The sequence below is a fragment of the bacterium genome (assembly GCA_035505375.1).
Lineage (GTDB): Bacteria > Hydrothermota > Tepidihabitantia > Tepidihabitantales > Tepidihabitantaceae > UBA2258.
Window position 1 is genome coordinate 14,926 of the sequence record DATJQV010000046.1, and the last position, 13,565, is coordinate 28,490.

The 13,565-nt window shown below is 62.6% G+C and carries 12 protein-coding genes; 9 read left to right on the forward strand and 3 right to left on the reverse strand.

Annotation, left to right across the window (positions count from 1 at the left end; translation table 11 throughout):
* Positions 1 to 14 precede the first annotated feature (14 nt).
* The 3 genes from VMH22_07645 to VMH22_07655 are packed head-to-tail and all read left to right on the forward strand — an operon-like array spanning position 15 to position 4,470.
* On the forward strand, positions 15 to 914 hold the full coding sequence (locus tag VMH22_07645; protein ID HTW91568.1) for a glycosyltransferase family 2 protein: 900 nt from the start codon (positions 15 to 17) through the stop codon (positions 912 to 914).
* Positions 911 to 2,296, forward strand: coding sequence for an exopolysaccharide biosynthesis polyprenyl glycosylphosphotransferase (locus tag VMH22_07650; GenBank protein ID HTW91569.1), 1,386 nt, complete (start codon positions 911 to 913; stop codon positions 2,294 to 2,296). Before VMH22_07645 ends, VMH22_07650 begins: the two co-directional genes overlap by 4 nt.
* Before the next feature lie 47 nt (positions 2,297 to 2,343).
* Positions 2,344 to 4,470, forward strand: a complete 2,127-nt coding sequence (locus VMH22_07655; GenBank protein HTW91570.1) for a two-component regulator propeller domain-containing protein — start codon at positions 2,344 to 2,346, stop codon at positions 4,468 to 4,470.
* A gap of 398 nt (positions 4,471 to 4,868) precedes the next feature.
* Here the strand turns inward: VMH22_07655 and speB are convergent, their stop codons facing one another.
* Positions 4,869 to 5,702, reverse strand: a complete 834-nt coding sequence (gene speB, locus VMH22_07660; protein HTW91571.1) for an agmatinase — start codon at positions 5,700 to 5,702, stop codon at positions 4,869 to 4,871.
* Between the two features lie 107 nt (positions 5,703 to 5,809).
* On the opposite strand from speB, the gene VMH22_07665 reads away from it, so the two are divergent.
* From VMH22_07665 to era, 5 genes are all read left to right on the forward strand, one after another.
* Complete coding sequence (locus VMH22_07665) at positions 5,810 to 6,922, forward strand: hypothetical protein (GenBank protein HTW91572.1); 1,113 nt, start codon at positions 5,810 to 5,812, stop codon at positions 6,920 to 6,922.
* Between the two features lie 69 nt (positions 6,923 to 6,991).
* On the forward strand, positions 6,992 to 8,113 hold the full coding sequence (locus VMH22_07670) for a hypothetical protein (GenBank protein HTW91573.1): 1,122 nt from the start codon (positions 6,992 to 6,994) through the stop codon (positions 8,111 to 8,113).
* Positions 8,114 to 8,116: 3 nt separating this feature from the next.
* The gene (locus VMH22_07675) at positions 8,117 to 9,004 is read left to right on the forward strand and encodes a PorV/PorQ family protein (protein ID HTW91574.1); all 888 of its coding nucleotides are present in this window, start codon (positions 8,117 to 8,119) and stop codon (positions 9,002 to 9,004) included.
* A gap of 48 nt (positions 9,005 to 9,052) precedes the next feature.
* The gene (locus VMH22_07680; GenBank protein ID HTW91575.1) at positions 9,053 to 10,000 is read left to right on the forward strand and encodes an acetyl-CoA carboxylase carboxyltransferase subunit alpha; all 948 of its coding nucleotides are present in this window, start codon (positions 9,053 to 9,055) and stop codon (positions 9,998 to 10,000) included.
* A 210-nt stretch (positions 10,001 to 10,210) separates the two neighbouring features.
* Positions 10,211 to 11,116: a GTPase Era gene (era, locus tag VMH22_07685; protein ID HTW91576.1), complete on the forward strand. Its 906-nt coding sequence runs from the start codon at positions 10,211 to 10,213 to the stop codon at positions 11,114 to 11,116.
* A gap of 282 nt (positions 11,117 to 11,398) precedes the next feature.
* On the opposite strand, the gene VMH22_07690 is transcribed toward era, so the two are convergent.
* Entirely contained in the window at positions 11,399 to 12,280 is an 882-nt protein-coding gene (locus VMH22_07690) for a serine protease (protein ID HTW91577.1), read from the reverse strand.
* A 151-nt stretch (positions 12,281 to 12,431) separates the two neighbouring features.
* Positions 12,432 to 12,614 carry a hypothetical protein gene (locus VMH22_07695; GenBank protein ID HTW91578.1) on the reverse strand — a complete coding sequence of 61 codons (183 nt, stop codon included), beginning with the start codon at positions 12,612 to 12,614 and terminating at the stop codon, positions 12,432 to 12,434.
* 51 nt (positions 12,615 to 12,665) lie between these two features.
* Here VMH22_07695 and VMH22_07700 point away from each other — a divergent pair, with 51 nt between their 5' ends.
* Entirely contained in the window at positions 12,666 to 13,283 is a 618-nt protein-coding gene (locus tag VMH22_07700) for a hypothetical protein (protein HTW91579.1), read from the forward strand.
* The last annotated feature ends 282 nt before the right edge of the window (positions 13,284 to 13,565 follow it).

Genomic DNA, 13,565 nt, shown 5'->3' on the forward strand with positions numbered 1-13,565 from the left:
ATAGACTGTCCTTGATGTCCCCGGACCTGACCATTGTCTTCATCAACTACAACTCAGCCCGACTTCTGGTCCGAGCGCTGGCCACGCTCCGTGACGCCGAGCCGCGACTGCGGGTCGAGACGCTGGTCGTCGATAATGGTTCTCGCGACCGTGGTGACCTGGTCGAGGTCTGTCGCCGGCACGGAGCGAGGCTTCTCCTGCTGGGGCGAAACGCCGGGTATGGCGCGGCGTTCAATCGAGGATACAGACATGCCACCGGCCGGTATGTGGCAGTGGCCAATCCCGACGTGGCTTTCTCGACGCCGGCAATGACCGGCCTGGTGGCGTTCATGGATGAGCACCCGGACGCGGGCGCCGTGTCGCCGCAGCTTGAGTACCCGGACGGTACTCCCCAGCCGTCAGCCCGGCGGCTACCGAGATTGCGCTACCTGCTCGCGGGCCGGCGCTCACCACTCGCGCGAATCCTGCCGCGCTACGCCCCGGCGCGCGACTTTCTATACGCGGACGCCCACCTGGCCAAGGAGCCGGTTCCGGTAGAGGCGGTCATTGGCACACTGGTTACGTTCCGGCGTGCGGCCCTGGACCAGGTGTCGGGCTTCGATGAGAGGTTCTTCATGTACGCTGAGGACATGGACATCTGCCGCCGACTCGGCCAGTCGGGATGGGGCGTGTATCTAGACCCTCGCGTGACGGTTGAGCACTTCTACGGCGGCGTGAGGCGCCGGTTCCAGCAGTTCGGCGACTATCAGCGACTGAAGGCCCTGATGCGCTACTTCACCAATGGCCGGGCCTGGCCTGGCAGGCTGGCACTGCGGTTCGCCTTTGCCGCCTACCTCGTCATTTCCGAGGCAGGCTGGTTCGTCGGCCTGAGGGAGTTCGAGTACTCCTGGCAGTCGGCTGTGCGTCGAGCATGAGTCGGCTGCAACGTCTGGTCGTCACGGCCTTGCTCGTCATCGGCGACGGCGTGGCCGTGTTCGCAAGCTACGCCCTGGGGTACTTGGTTCGTAGCTGGTTCCAGACCGGTATCCCGAACGCATTCCCGCCCGGGCTGCATTTTCACACGCTTGCCGAGAAGGCGTTCGTGCTGGCCGTCTACCCGTTTGTCTTCGCCTACGAGGGGCTGTACACCAAGAGGCTCGCAGCGTGGGAAGAGGTGCGCCGGTATGTGCGCGGGGTCGCTATCGCCACTGCAGCAGTCATGATACTGCTTTTCCTCTGGCGGATGTGGATCGTGTCGCGGGTCGCTGTCCTGCTCGCGCTGGTGTTCAGCATGATCCTCACGCCGGTCGTCCGTGACTTGCTCAAACGATTCCTGACTGGTGTGGGTCTCGGGCGCCAGCCACTGTCCATTCTGGGGGGTGGGCCGGCGGCGGAGCAGTTCTCCGCAGAGTTGGTCCGCCATCGCGCCATGGGCTACGTTGTGGCACGCCGTATTCCTCACAGCCCCGGCGCCGGAAAGGTCGAGGAAGCGCTGGCGCAGGCCGGCGGGCCGGATAGCGTGCTCGCGGTCGTGTCGGATTCATTCACTCCGGACGAACTGCGTTTGGTCTTCCGCCTGGCGGAACGGCAGTTTGCCGAGTTGCTCGTGGTTCCCACCGCGGCGCTCCTGCAAAGCACGGCGGCCGAGGTCGAGCAGGTTGGCAGTACGCTGGTGATGAAGTACCGGTACAATCTGCTCCGCCCGATCAATCTCTACACCAAGCTGGCGGTGGAACTGGTGCTGACGGTGATGCTGCTCGTCGCGATTTCGCCGGTGCTCCTGGTGCTTTCGCTGGTGGTCAAGGCGTCGTCCCGTGGCCCGGTTCTCTTCCGGCAGCGGCGCATCGGTCGTGGCCGCCGGGTGTTCGACTGCCTGAAGTTCCGAACTATGTACTGCGACGCGGAGCAGCGGCTCGATGAGATGCTCGCCGCCGACTCGGCGTTACGCGAGGAGTGGCTGAAGTACGCCCGTGTTCCCAACGACCCGCGGGTTACGCGGGCCGGCCGGTTCCTGCGGCGGTTCAGCCTGGATGAGTGGCCGCAGCTCTGGAATGTGCTGCGGGGCGAGATGGCGCTGGTCGGACCGCGACCGTACCTGCCGGTTGAGTCGGACCGGATCGGCGAGTCGCTGGACACCATCGTGCGGGTGCGGCCGGGCATGACCGGACTCTGGCAGGTATCGGGCCGGACGTCGCTGCCGTTCAAGGAGCGGCTGACACTGGATGAATTCTACATCCGTAACTGGTCGCTGTGGATGGACTTCTCGATCGTGCTTCGCACCTTGCGGGCGGTGCTCAGTGCGCGCGGCGCTTACTGACAATGGTTGACGCTTTGGCGCCGTGCGCTAGTATCGTCTAGCGGCATATGATCGGACTACTCACTGCTCTGATAGCTGTCGGTGTCTCCGGCAGCTGGCAGGCCTACACCAACACGAACTTCATCAACGACATGGCGGGATCCGACTCGGTGCTTTACCTTGCCACGAACGGTGGGGTCGTAGCACTTGACATCCGAGGCGAGCCCAGGCTGCTCCGGACGTTCGTCAATACGGACGGCCTGCCGACAAATCGCTGCCTCTGCATTACCCGCGACACGGCCGGTGACCTCTGGGTGGGGACAGACGGCGGCGGCCTGGTCGTGATTCAGCCCGGCCGCGGGCAGGTCCACCTGTACCGGCCCGACGACATTGCGCTGCACATCCGGACCCTGACCTGGGACGGCACGCGGTTGCTGTGCGGGTCAGACCAGGGCGTGTATCTGGTCGAGACGCGCGGGACTCCGCTGGACTTCGACGATGACAGCATCGTGCGGTTCACGACGATGCGCATACCCGGGCTGCTGAGCGACCAGATACTCTGCGTCGCGTCCCTGGACCAGTATTGGATCGGTACCAACCGTGGGGTCGTGGCCGTGGACCGGAACTTCCAGAACTGGACATCGTACCGCGCACCGTTCGGTGATTCAGTCAGAGCCGTCGCGGTGTGGCATGACAGCCTGCTTCTGGCCACGGAGAAGGGCCTGGCGATTAAGGAGAGCACGCAATTCAGGCCGGTCTTCGTCTTCGGCGCCGACTCGACCGTGGTGCACCAACTGGTCGTATCCGGGTCGGGGATCTACCTGGCAACCCAGGGCGGTCTGTACGAGGCCGACGAGGCCGACTCAACCCGTTTTTCCGTGATCCTACACGAGGACGCGCGGGCTCTCCACTTTGCCAAGGCGCTCTGGGTGGGGTGTGGAGGCAACGAGCTCTACGGGGCTGGACTCCGTTACGCTTTTTCCGGGCAATCCTGGGATTCGTACTACAGCCACTGCATCTGGTCGGCATCGATCTCCGACTGTGCGATGGGATCGGTGGGTGACATCTATCTCTGCCATCAGGGCGGGCCGATAACCGCGATTGACTCGACCGGCGGCGTTTCCTATGTCTGGAGTCCGCTGCCGGTTGCGATTCAGGTCAGGGTTGACTCGAAGGGTCGAATCTGGGTCGCGCACTTCTCCGGGAACGGCGGACTGGCCGAACTCGACCCCTCTACCGGAACATGGCAGAAAGTCCAATGGGGCGCTTCATCCAGCTGGAATATCATTGACGCCTTCGGACTCGACCGGTTCGACACGAAGTGGGTCTTCAATGGCGGAGCCACGGTCATCGCGATTGACTCCACGCTTCAGCAGACGGTGTTTCAGGTCCCGGGTCTGTCACCGCCACCGGGCGGGTTGTACGAGTTCGCGTTCGACTCGCGCGGCCGCGTTTGGCTGGGCCTTAACGAAGGGCTGGTCATGATTGACTATGGCGGGACCCTGCACGACCAGTTCGATGACAAGGATACAGTCCTGGTCGGAGGGCTGCCGTCGGCCGAAGTCAGGTCGGTAGCGGTAGACGGTGAGGACCATGTGTGGGTCGCAACGGCGCAGGGCGCGGCGATGTGGAATGGCTCGTCTTTTCAGGTCGTCACCAATCCTTCAGGCAGCAGCGGAGCCAACAACATCTACCGGGTGCGGGTGGACGCGTCCGACCGGGTTTGGCTGCTGAGTGACGTCGGGCTGTCCATCTACGACCAGGTTGCCCGAACCTGGACCAACTTCACACCTCAGAACAGCGGCCTGATTGCCAACACGGAGGGGATCGTCGGCTTCTATTCGTCACTGGCGCTGAGCGACTCACTGGGGCTGGGGCTGATCGGGACACGGCGTGGACTTTCGATCTACAACTACTCTGTCAAGCCGGAGAGCACGGCTGAGCATGTGCGGGTGTATCCTAATCCCTGCATTCTCGGCGTGAACAGCGGCGTAGTGATTGATGGTCTGCCGTATGATGCGACCAACGTCGGAGTGCGGACGCTCGCGGGCAGGCTGGTTGCTGACCTGCAGGTGGAGCAGTCTCGTCACGCCGCAGTTTGGCGTCCGCACAATCTGGCGAGCGGGCTCTACCTTCTGGTCGTGACTACCCCACGTGGCGCGCGCGTCGATCGCGTCGCTTTGGTCAGCCCCTAGCGGGGAATGACCAAGTCCCAGGCACCAGTAACCACTCAAACGGAAAATGACCGAGCCTCGAGATCGAATGGGGTTCGGCATTCGCGTTTGATTGGATATTGGCACTTGGTCATTGGCACTTTTCGTTATTGACTGGGCTATGGCCGGGCTGCCCGGTGATAGGTCGCGGCCTTATGCTTGGTTTTCTCCTGTGCAGGTTCCTCCATGCACGAGTCGAAATAGCGGCACTGGGAGCAGCAGTCTTCGGACAGTTTGCTCTTGGCCCGGCAAAGCTCGTAGCCAGAGCAAGCACGACAACACATGGTCGGTTACCTCCTTTGCGGATTGCTGTGCGGAGAATGAGCGGACGCGTCTCACGGAGTTCCGACGCGGGCGCTCCTGATACATTCTGAGTTGGTTTATGCGGCGCTGGTCAGCAGCAGGCCGAGCTCGCGCACCAGTTCCGCCGCGGCGGCAGCGCCGGCCGACGGCTGCATCGTCCTCGGGCAGAATTCAACGAGGTCGCAGCCGACGACCTTGAGGCCGCTGAGCCCGGCGAGCGAGAGCGCGAGGTCCCGGTAGGAACATCCGCCCGGCTCCGGCGTCTGCACGTCCGGCATTACGCCCGGGTCGAGAACGTCAATGTCCAGTGTTACGTAGACCGGACGGGTCCCGATTGCTTCGCGCACGCGTGCGACAGGAGCGAGCACCTCGAATGGGAAGACGTTCGACTCTGACATCTCCGAGGCCTGTGAGAAGGAACGGATGCCGAGCTGGAACAGACGCTGGCGGGAAATAGAGTCGAGAACACGGGCCATGGCCGTCGCGTGGCAGGTCCGCTCGCCGAGGAAGTCCTGGCGCAGGTCGGAGTGGGCGTCGTACTGCACCACGCACAGGTCCGGATGCCGCCTTGCCAGCGCCGCGACGATCGGCGGGCTGACGGTGTGCTCGCCGCCGATGGCAAGCTGGCGTTTGTTCTGCGAGAGATGCCGGCTGGTAGTGTCGGCGATGAGTTCCAGCGGTGCGGCCGCGGTCGGAAACGTGAATCCCAGATTACCGGAGTCGTGGACAGCGATGCCGGTGATGTCACGCCTCTGGTAGGGGCTGAATGACTCGATGTTGTCCGCCGCCACGCGGATTGCGTCCGGGCCGAACCGCGCGCCGGGGACAAAAGAGCTCGTTCGGTCAAGCGGCATTCCGACGATCACGACATTAGCGTCAGAAGCGCCCGCCGTTGCGTAGTAGAACGCCATGCGCTCAAGCCAGCTTACCAGCCCCGGCCTCGAAGTCAAGCCGGCGAAGTGAGGCAGAATCCGTCGAGAGGTTTGACTGGTGTGGCGAGGCGAGTAGGCTTGCGTCGGTGAGAATAGTAGTATCGGCCGGGGAAGCGTCGGGCCGGGTGATGCTTGATCGCTTCAGGTCGGAGATGGCAAGACTGGACCCTGCTTGCGAGGTCATCGACATGGGCGTCGCGGCGGCGCTTGATGGGGTTTTCGGGTTCACGGAGGGCATGCGGGCCGGGCAGAGGCTGCGCGGCGTGCTTGAACGGGCAGAGGCCTCGGCCGCAAGGCTAGCACCGGATCTGGCCGTTCTTGTTTCTTTTTCGGGCCTCCACCTGCCCTTAGGCAGACGGTTGCGGAGGCGGGGCGTGCCGGTGCTGTATCTCGGCCCGCCGCAAGTCTGGGCATGGGGCGGGTGGCGGAAGCGGCGGCTCAGGCAGGCGGCTGACGCGGTTGTGTGTCTGTTTCGGTTCGAGGAGGAGATGCTGCGCCGGGCAGGGGTAAACGCCGTCTACTGCGGATACCCGCTGTCGGATGGAGTAGTCTCCACTCTCAGCCGGGCGGAAACTCTCAAGATGCTTGGATTCTGGGCGAATGACCGGTACGTGGTGTTCCTGCCGGGGTCGAGACCGGCAGAGCGTGCCTACCATGTTCCGCTGTTCGAGTCCGTGTACAAGAGGCTGCGGAAGCTCGTGCCCGACATCAAGGGAGCCATGGTGACAGCAGAAGATTCAAGCTGCAAGATGCAAGGTGGAAGATACAGGATGCGGGGGCAGGAGGCGGTTGGCGCGCTGCCTTCCGTGAGCCACGACCGGTACGATGTGATGCGCCATGCTGACTGCGCCTGCGCGGTTTCCGGTACGGTGACCGCAGAGTTGGCGCTCCTCGGCGTGCCGATGGTCGTCTGCTACCATCTACCGTGGTTGTCTCGGGTATTGGCGCAGGCTCTCGTGCGTCTGCCTTACTTCGCCTTGCCGAACATCCTGGCCGGGACGTTGCTCGTGCCTGAGACGCTGGAGCCTGAGCCGGAGTCGCTGGCGCTGCTGCTTACGCCACTGCTGCGCGATTCGGAGGAGCGGAGAGAGCAGGTTGCCGGACTTGCCAGGGTCGCAGCGGAGCTGGGACCCCAAGGCGCGATGGCGCGTATCTGCGCGCTGGCCCGCGACCTGGCCTCCGCTGGTCGGAGGCCGTAGGCTGTGAGCTGTCAGCCCCCGTCCCGTCGGCTTGACTTCGCCTGAGGTTTCAATATCCTTGCTTAGCCTATGGCACATGCATATACACCTGGTTTGAAAGTGACGGCACGGACGCTGGTCAAGAAGCAGCGGCGGCTGCCGTTGCCCGGCGAGACCCTGGTCGACAAAGGCCACAAAGTGAAGGGCGACGACGTTGTTGCCCGTACCGCATTGCCCGGAAACGTCCAAACGGTGAATGTGGCCGGACTGCTCGGGGTCCCGCCCGAGGACGTGCCGAGCTTGATGACAAGGAAGTCAGGCGACGCCGTGACCAAGGATGAGGTGATGGCCTTGTCCAAGGGCTTCTTTGGCCTGTTCAAGTCCGAGGTGAAGGCGCCGGTTTCCGGTACGGTCGAGAACGTTTCCTCCATCACCGGGCAGGTCATTCTGCGCGAGCCGCCGGAGCCGGTCCAGGTTGACGCGTACATCGAGGGTACTGTAAGCGACGTGATTCCACGTGAGGGTGTCGTGGTCGAGACCGAGGCGAGCTTCGTGCAGGGCATCTTCGGGGTGGGCGGCGAGGTGCGGGGCGTCATCCGGATGATTGTCGACAAACCCGACGTGGTGGTGACCGCAGCCCTGATTCCGGACGACTGCAAAGGCCAGGTGCTGATCGGCGGTTCCCTGGTCAAGTACGATGCGATTGAGAAGGCGGTGAAGCTCGGAGCCAAGGCGATCGTTGTCGGCGGCATCGAGGACGCGACCCTGCGTTCGTTCCTCGGGTACGACATCGGCGTGGCGATAACGGGCTCAGAGAAGAAGGGTCTGACCGTGGTGGCGACCGAGGGGTTCGGCGAGATGCGGATGGCGCAGCGGACGTTCGAGCTCTTGAAGTCGCTCGTGGGCAAGATGGCGTCGGTCAACGGCGCGACCCAGATACGGGCGGGCGTAATCCGGCCCGAGGTGATTGTGCCGGCCGATACCAAGCTCGGTGAACTCCCGCAGAGCTCGGCCGAGGGCGGGCTGGCACTGGGGATGCCGGTGCGGATTATCAGGCAACCGAACTTCGGCAAGATCGGCAAGGTGACGAGCCTGCCGGTCGAACTTCAGACGATTGAGACCGAGGCGAAGGCACGCGTGCTCGAAGTGGAACTGGAAGACGGCAAACGAGTCCTGATGCCTCGTGCCAACGTCGAGATAATCGAGAGCTAGCGTTTGCGTGTCATACTGGCCGCGGCCCTGGCGGTTGCGATGGCTTGGGCCGAGCCGACCGGGGCCGGGTTTTCCTCCCTCAAGATTGTGAATGGTGTGCGCGAAGCCGGAATGGGCGGGACCGGCGTCGCCTCGGCTTTCGGACCGCAGGCGATTGCCATCAATCCGGCTGCGGGGGCCGGTATTTCCGGGTTCGACGGGGTCGCTTCCTACTCGAAGTGGTTGCTCGACATGCACCACCAGTCAGTGTTCGTTGCCCGCGGTTTCCCGGCGCTGAGCATCAGCCTGGGTCTGGTGAGTCATTCGGACGGCCAGGTTGAGTACCGGACCGAACCGACCGATTCACCGATCGGGACGTTCACACCGACCGATTTCACCGGCTACGTAAACCTCGCCCGTTCCATCGGCAGCAAGGTACAGGTCGGCCTCACCGGCCGCTACTTCTACACGCGCATCTATGACTACGACGCTGCCGGGTTCGGTGTGGACGGAGGCGTCAGGGTGACGCCGATTCAGCGCCTGACCGTCGGCGCGTCGGTGGTCGATTTCGGCCAGACACTCTATTATGTCAGCGAGGAATTCTGGTTGCCGACTCGCGGCCGGCTGGGAGTCAGCTACGACTTCCTCCCGTTCGCGCGCACCCGCCTGACACTGTCGGCGGATGGTTCCTACTTCTTCTACAGCGGTGAGAAGGGAGCTGCCGCCGGTCTCGAGTTTGCCTGGCACGACCAGGTGGCGCTTCGCGCCGGATACGACTTCCTCTCCCAGGCGAATCACCTGGACTTCGGTCTCGGGCTCCGCGCCGGCAGGTTTCGCTTCGACTACGCCTTTGCGCCGATGCAGTTCGACCTCGGCGGCGCCCACCGTGTCTCAATCGGATTCGGCAGCTGACCACCAAGTGGTCACTGACCACCCCCATGGGTTGCGCCGGAGCGCCTGATGGCTGAAGGCTGGCTCGACTTCGAGCAACCGCTGGCCGACCTGGTCACGCGGCTGGAGGAGCTTACGGCAATCGGCGCAAAGGACGAGGTCAAGCGACTGCAGGAGCAGATCGAGAAGCAGAAGGCGAACCTCTACTCCGACCTGACACCATGGCAGCGGGTCCTGCTCGCGCGCCATCCGCGACGTCCATATCCCCTGGACTACATCGAACGGATCATGACCGACTTCACCGAGCTGCACGGCGACCGGGCATTTGCCGATGACCCTGCCGTCGTCGCCGGCATTGGCCGGATCGACGGCATCGGGTTCGCGGTGGTCGGGCATCAGAAGGGGCGCGACACCAGGGAGAAGCTGCGCCGCAATTTCGGGATGCCGCATCCCGAAGGATATCGGAAAGCTCTGCGGGTGATGGAAATTGCCGCGCGGTTCGGCCTGCCGGTACTGTCGCTGGTCGACACACCCGGGGCCTATCCGGGCGTTGGCGCGGAGGAACGCGGGCAGGGCGAGGCCATTGCGCGCAACCTCCGGGAGATGGCCATGTTGGAAGTGCCGACGGTGGTCGTGGTAACGGGCGAGGGTGGCTCGGGAGGTGCGCTCGCCGTCGCCGTCGGCAACCGGGTGCTGATGCAGGAGAACTCGGTCTATTCGGTAATCACTCCGGAAGGTTGTGCTTCCATTCTGTGGCATGATGGGTCTCGCGGTGAGGAAGCGGCCAAGGCCATGCGCATGACCGCCCGCGAACTCAAGGACTTCGGCATAATCGACGACGTCGTGGCGGAGCCGCTTGGAGGCGCGCATCATGACTGGGACGAGGCTGCGCGTCTATTGAAAGAAGCGGTCATGACTAACTATCAGGCGCTCGCGGGTCAGACCGGGTCGGAGCTGGTTGCGGAGCGTGTGGCCCGGTTCGACGCCATCGGCGCCTACGCTTCAGAGCCGGCTTGAACTGGCTCCGCTCGCGTCGCGGACGGGGCTTCACCACCAAACGCACAGACACTTGCAGAAGGACAAAGTCGTAAGGACAAAGGACAAAACAACGATGAAAGGACAAAGTACTGAGGCCGAGCCCGACGTGCACTTTGCGCCTACTACTTACTACTTGCTTTGTCCTCTGCACTTTGTCCTTTGTACTTCTCCTGCTCGCAGCACTCACACATGAGCACTACTGAGGACAACGGCGTCCCATTCCGCTCCGGCTACGTCGCCATCATCGGCCTGCCCAACGCCGGCAAGTCCACGCTGCTGAACCGGCTGACCGGCGCGCACCTCGCGGCGGTCGCGCCCCGGCCACAGACTACCCGGCATCGGATTCTGGGGATTCTGAACGGGCACGGACACCAGGCGGTGTTCCTGGACACCCCCGGCCTGCTCGACCCGAAGTACGCGCTCCAGCAGCAGATGAAACGCGAGATTGACCTTGCCCTTAGAGACGCCGACGTCGTGATGCTTGTGGTCGACGCGACCCGGACCGGCGAGGAAACCGATTCCCTCGTGCGACGGCTGACCGGCCGGAAGGTGCTGGCCGTACTGAACAAGGTGGACCTCGTCAGGGACAAGAAAGACCTGCTCCCGGCGGTGGAGCGGCTGGTCAAGGCCGGGTTCCCGGACGTCTTCATGGTATCGGCGCTCAAAGGCGGCGGGGTCGATGACCTCAAAACGGCGATAGCGGCGAAGCTGCCTGAAGGGCAGCCCTTCTACCCGCCGGACGCGGTTGCCGACCGGCCGGAGAAATTCTTCGCGGCAGAATTCATCCGCGAGGCGGTGTTCAACCTCTACGGCGAAGAGATACCGTACTCGACCGCGGTCGTCGTGGAAGAGTTCAAAGAGCGGCCCGACCGCAAAGACTACATCCTTGCCACTATCTATGTCGAACGGAAATCGCAGAAGGCAATCATGATCGGCAGCGGCGGCAGGGCCTTGAAGCGGGTCGGGTCACAGGCGCGGCGCGAGATTGAGGCCCTTACCGGCCGTCCGGTCTACCTCGAAATCCGGGTCAAAGTCGCCGAGGCCTGGCGTAAAGACGAGCGCTTCATCCGCGACAACGTCTACGGCCGCGACTAGCCGGTTCCCGGACTCTGCCCTAATCTCGACCTCAACCTTGACCTCAGCCTCGCGGCGAAGCCGCGTCCAACCGCCAATCGACAATCAACAATCTAAGATCGGTCAGACTCGGCTAATCCAAAATCCGAAATCCACAATCTAAAATGGTATTGCTCGCTGCCTCCGGCAGCGCGATGTCCCGAAGCTTACCGAGATGGGGTACCTTCCCCTGATTCCCCCCGGAGATTACTACTCCTGACGTGGGCGGGAAAATGCGGAAGCGTCCCGCTTTTGCCGGCCGGTCTACGGCGCAGGATTCTGTGTCGGTGTAGTTGGCGCAGTACCTAGAACGGGTTGAGTCGCCCCCTTGTGGACCACCGATTCCGCTAGGCTGATGGCCTCTATCACGCAGTCCATAGGAAACACAAGAGATAGACCGGAATTCTCCGTGAAGCTCACTCGTGGCTTCCCAGTCTGAAGGCTACAGGCCACGTCTTCGTATGTGAGGTAGCTTGCCGCTACTCCTATCACGGACGCCCGCATCTGTGGCTTGGTACCCTTGATCGCGAGTAGTTCGCCCCTCAGTACTACCGGGCCCCCGCTGTTCCCAGGGAATATCGGCGCATCGACGAGCATAGGTACGCGGGGGTTAGTAAGCGTTTCCTGCATGGACGCGATGCACCCCGCTCTCACGATCACTGTGTTCCGCGCGACCCCGACAAGACTCATTGGAAATCCCAAGACGTAGACCAGGCTCCCCTCCGCCACTCCATCACTAGCCAGCGCAGAGACGGTCGACACATCACTGTCGCTTTTGATCAGCTCGGCAGAGACGCCTGCTTGGCTTGCAACCTGCATATTCACCGGCATGACCGCCACATCGACGTTTGGGTCTGGATGTCCGAAATGCCAAGGAAGGCCGTTTGCCCGCTTCAGTGAAATCGGGAATTCCCTTGCCGGACCCGAGCCTTTGGGGTTTATTCGCACGCAAGCACTGGGATCTGTGAGTCCGTCTAGGACGTGCCGGTTAGTGACAAGATACGTCCCGTACTCATTGCGGCCGGCGGTCGTGCCCCTTAGGGTCGCATACAGAAATCCGGAAGCACCCCACGTCGCATTGCCACCCGACGGATGCGAGCCTATTGCAACTACGCTGTCTATGAACGAGAGCGGAATTACTGCCATTTATGTCCTTTCAGCCCAAGGCGAACTCCGCGCGCTCTGACGAGGAAAGGGGGGGAGCTGGGGGGGACACTTCCCTATTTCCACTTCCGTCAAGGACGGGCGGGATTTGGGTTCCACAACGAGTCGAATATTACGCCCGCGGGGCTGCAAGTCAAGCCGACTGGTCGTCGTCGGGCGGGGTTTGGTCGTAGACAAAGGGCGTTCGGTCGTCCATGACGGTTTCGCGGCGCGTCTTGGACTCGACCATGGCCTCTGCTTCGGCCAGGTCCTGCTTCATCTTGCGGATGTGGTCATCAGGCAGCATGACTGGATGCCTGCGGTTATTCTGGGACATCGCCCGATTCTAGAACGGCGACTCGGGATGTCAAGGCGGCGGTCACGGCTAGTGCCAGATATCAAACTGCGGCGCGACTTACCTATCGACGAACTCAACGACGAACCTGTCGAGGAACTCAACGGCAAACTCAGTGACAGACCTATCGACCTACGTGCTGACGTACTCAGCGACGTACTCGCCGACACACCCGTCGACCTACTCAGGAACAAACTCAGCGACCTACGTAGCGACGTGCTCAATGACAAACCTGAGAACAGACCTAGCGACCTACTTTTCGACAAACTTGCCGACATACCTGCCAACAAACTCAATGGTTTACTCGGCGACAAACCTGCCGACGAACCTCTCGAAATACGAACTCACATACCCACCCCCGGACGACCCCCCGGGGTGGAAATCACTCGGAATATGTCCGTTTTGGCGACTTCGGCATATGTACGCATGAGGACAGCAAGAAAGGAGCTTTGTATGGCTGTGAAGTCTATCCGGAAAGGTCTGAACCGCGACACGCTGGCCTTGCGTGGGAGGGCTTTCAGTCCTGGGCGGGATAGGTCTCTCCTTCTGTCCAGCCGATGGTCGCTTGAGAAGTCCGGGCGGGTGAGAAAACGGTTGCTGTCATGGGCGTTTGGGCGGGAGCCGTGGCCGGAGCCATGGCTGATGTCGTAGCAGCAGCCGTAGCGGATGTCGTTGCTTCTGTCGTGACCAGTGTCGTGGCCTGCATCGTGACCGGAGCCGGAACCTGAGCGGTTGTTGGTGTCGTGGCCGGTCTCGTTGCGGAAGCCGTGACGGGTGTCATGACAGGAGTCGTTGCGGCGGCTGTGACAGGAGTCGTAACAGGCGTCTTGGCGGGTGTCATGACGAGTGTTGTTACGAGTGTCGCAACGGGCGTCGCGCCGGAAGCAATGACAGACGTCGTTGCAGGAGTTGTAGCGGATGCCGTAACGGCTG

Excerpts from the sequence above, each read along its gene's own strand:
- VMH22_07645 (HTW91568.1), top strand. The coding sequence starts at position 15 with ATGTCCCCGGACCTGACCATTGTCTTCATCAACTACAACTCAGCCCGA.
- VMH22_07650 (HTW91569.1), top strand. The coding sequence starts at position 911 with ATGAGTCGGCTGCAACGTCTGGTCGTCACGGCCTTGCTCGTCATCGGC.
- VMH22_07655 (HTW91570.1), top strand. The coding sequence starts at position 2,344 with ATGATCGGACTACTCACTGCTCTGATAGCTGTCGGTGTCTCCGGCAGC.
- speB (HTW91571.1), bottom strand. The coding sequence starts at position 5,702 with ATGGCGTTCTACTACGCAACGGCGGGCGCTTCTGACGCTAATGTCGTG.
- VMH22_07670 (HTW91573.1), top strand. The coding sequence starts at position 6,992 with ATGGCACATGCATATACACCTGGTTTGAAAGTGACGGCACGGACGCTG.
- VMH22_07680 (HTW91575.1), top strand. The coding sequence starts at position 9,053 with ATGGCTGAAGGCTGGCTCGACTTCGAGCAACCGCTGGCCGACCTGGTC.
- era (HTW91576.1), top strand. The coding sequence starts at position 10,211 with ATGAGCACTACTGAGGACAACGGCGTCCCATTCCGCTCCGGCTACGTC.
- VMH22_07690 (HTW91577.1), bottom strand. The coding sequence starts at position 12,280 with ATGGCAGTAATTCCGCTCTCGTTCATAGACAGCGTAGTTGCAATAGGC.
- VMH22_07695 (HTW91578.1), bottom strand. The coding sequence starts at position 12,614 with ATGTCCCAGAATAACCGCAGGCATCCAGTCATGCTGCCTGATGACCAC.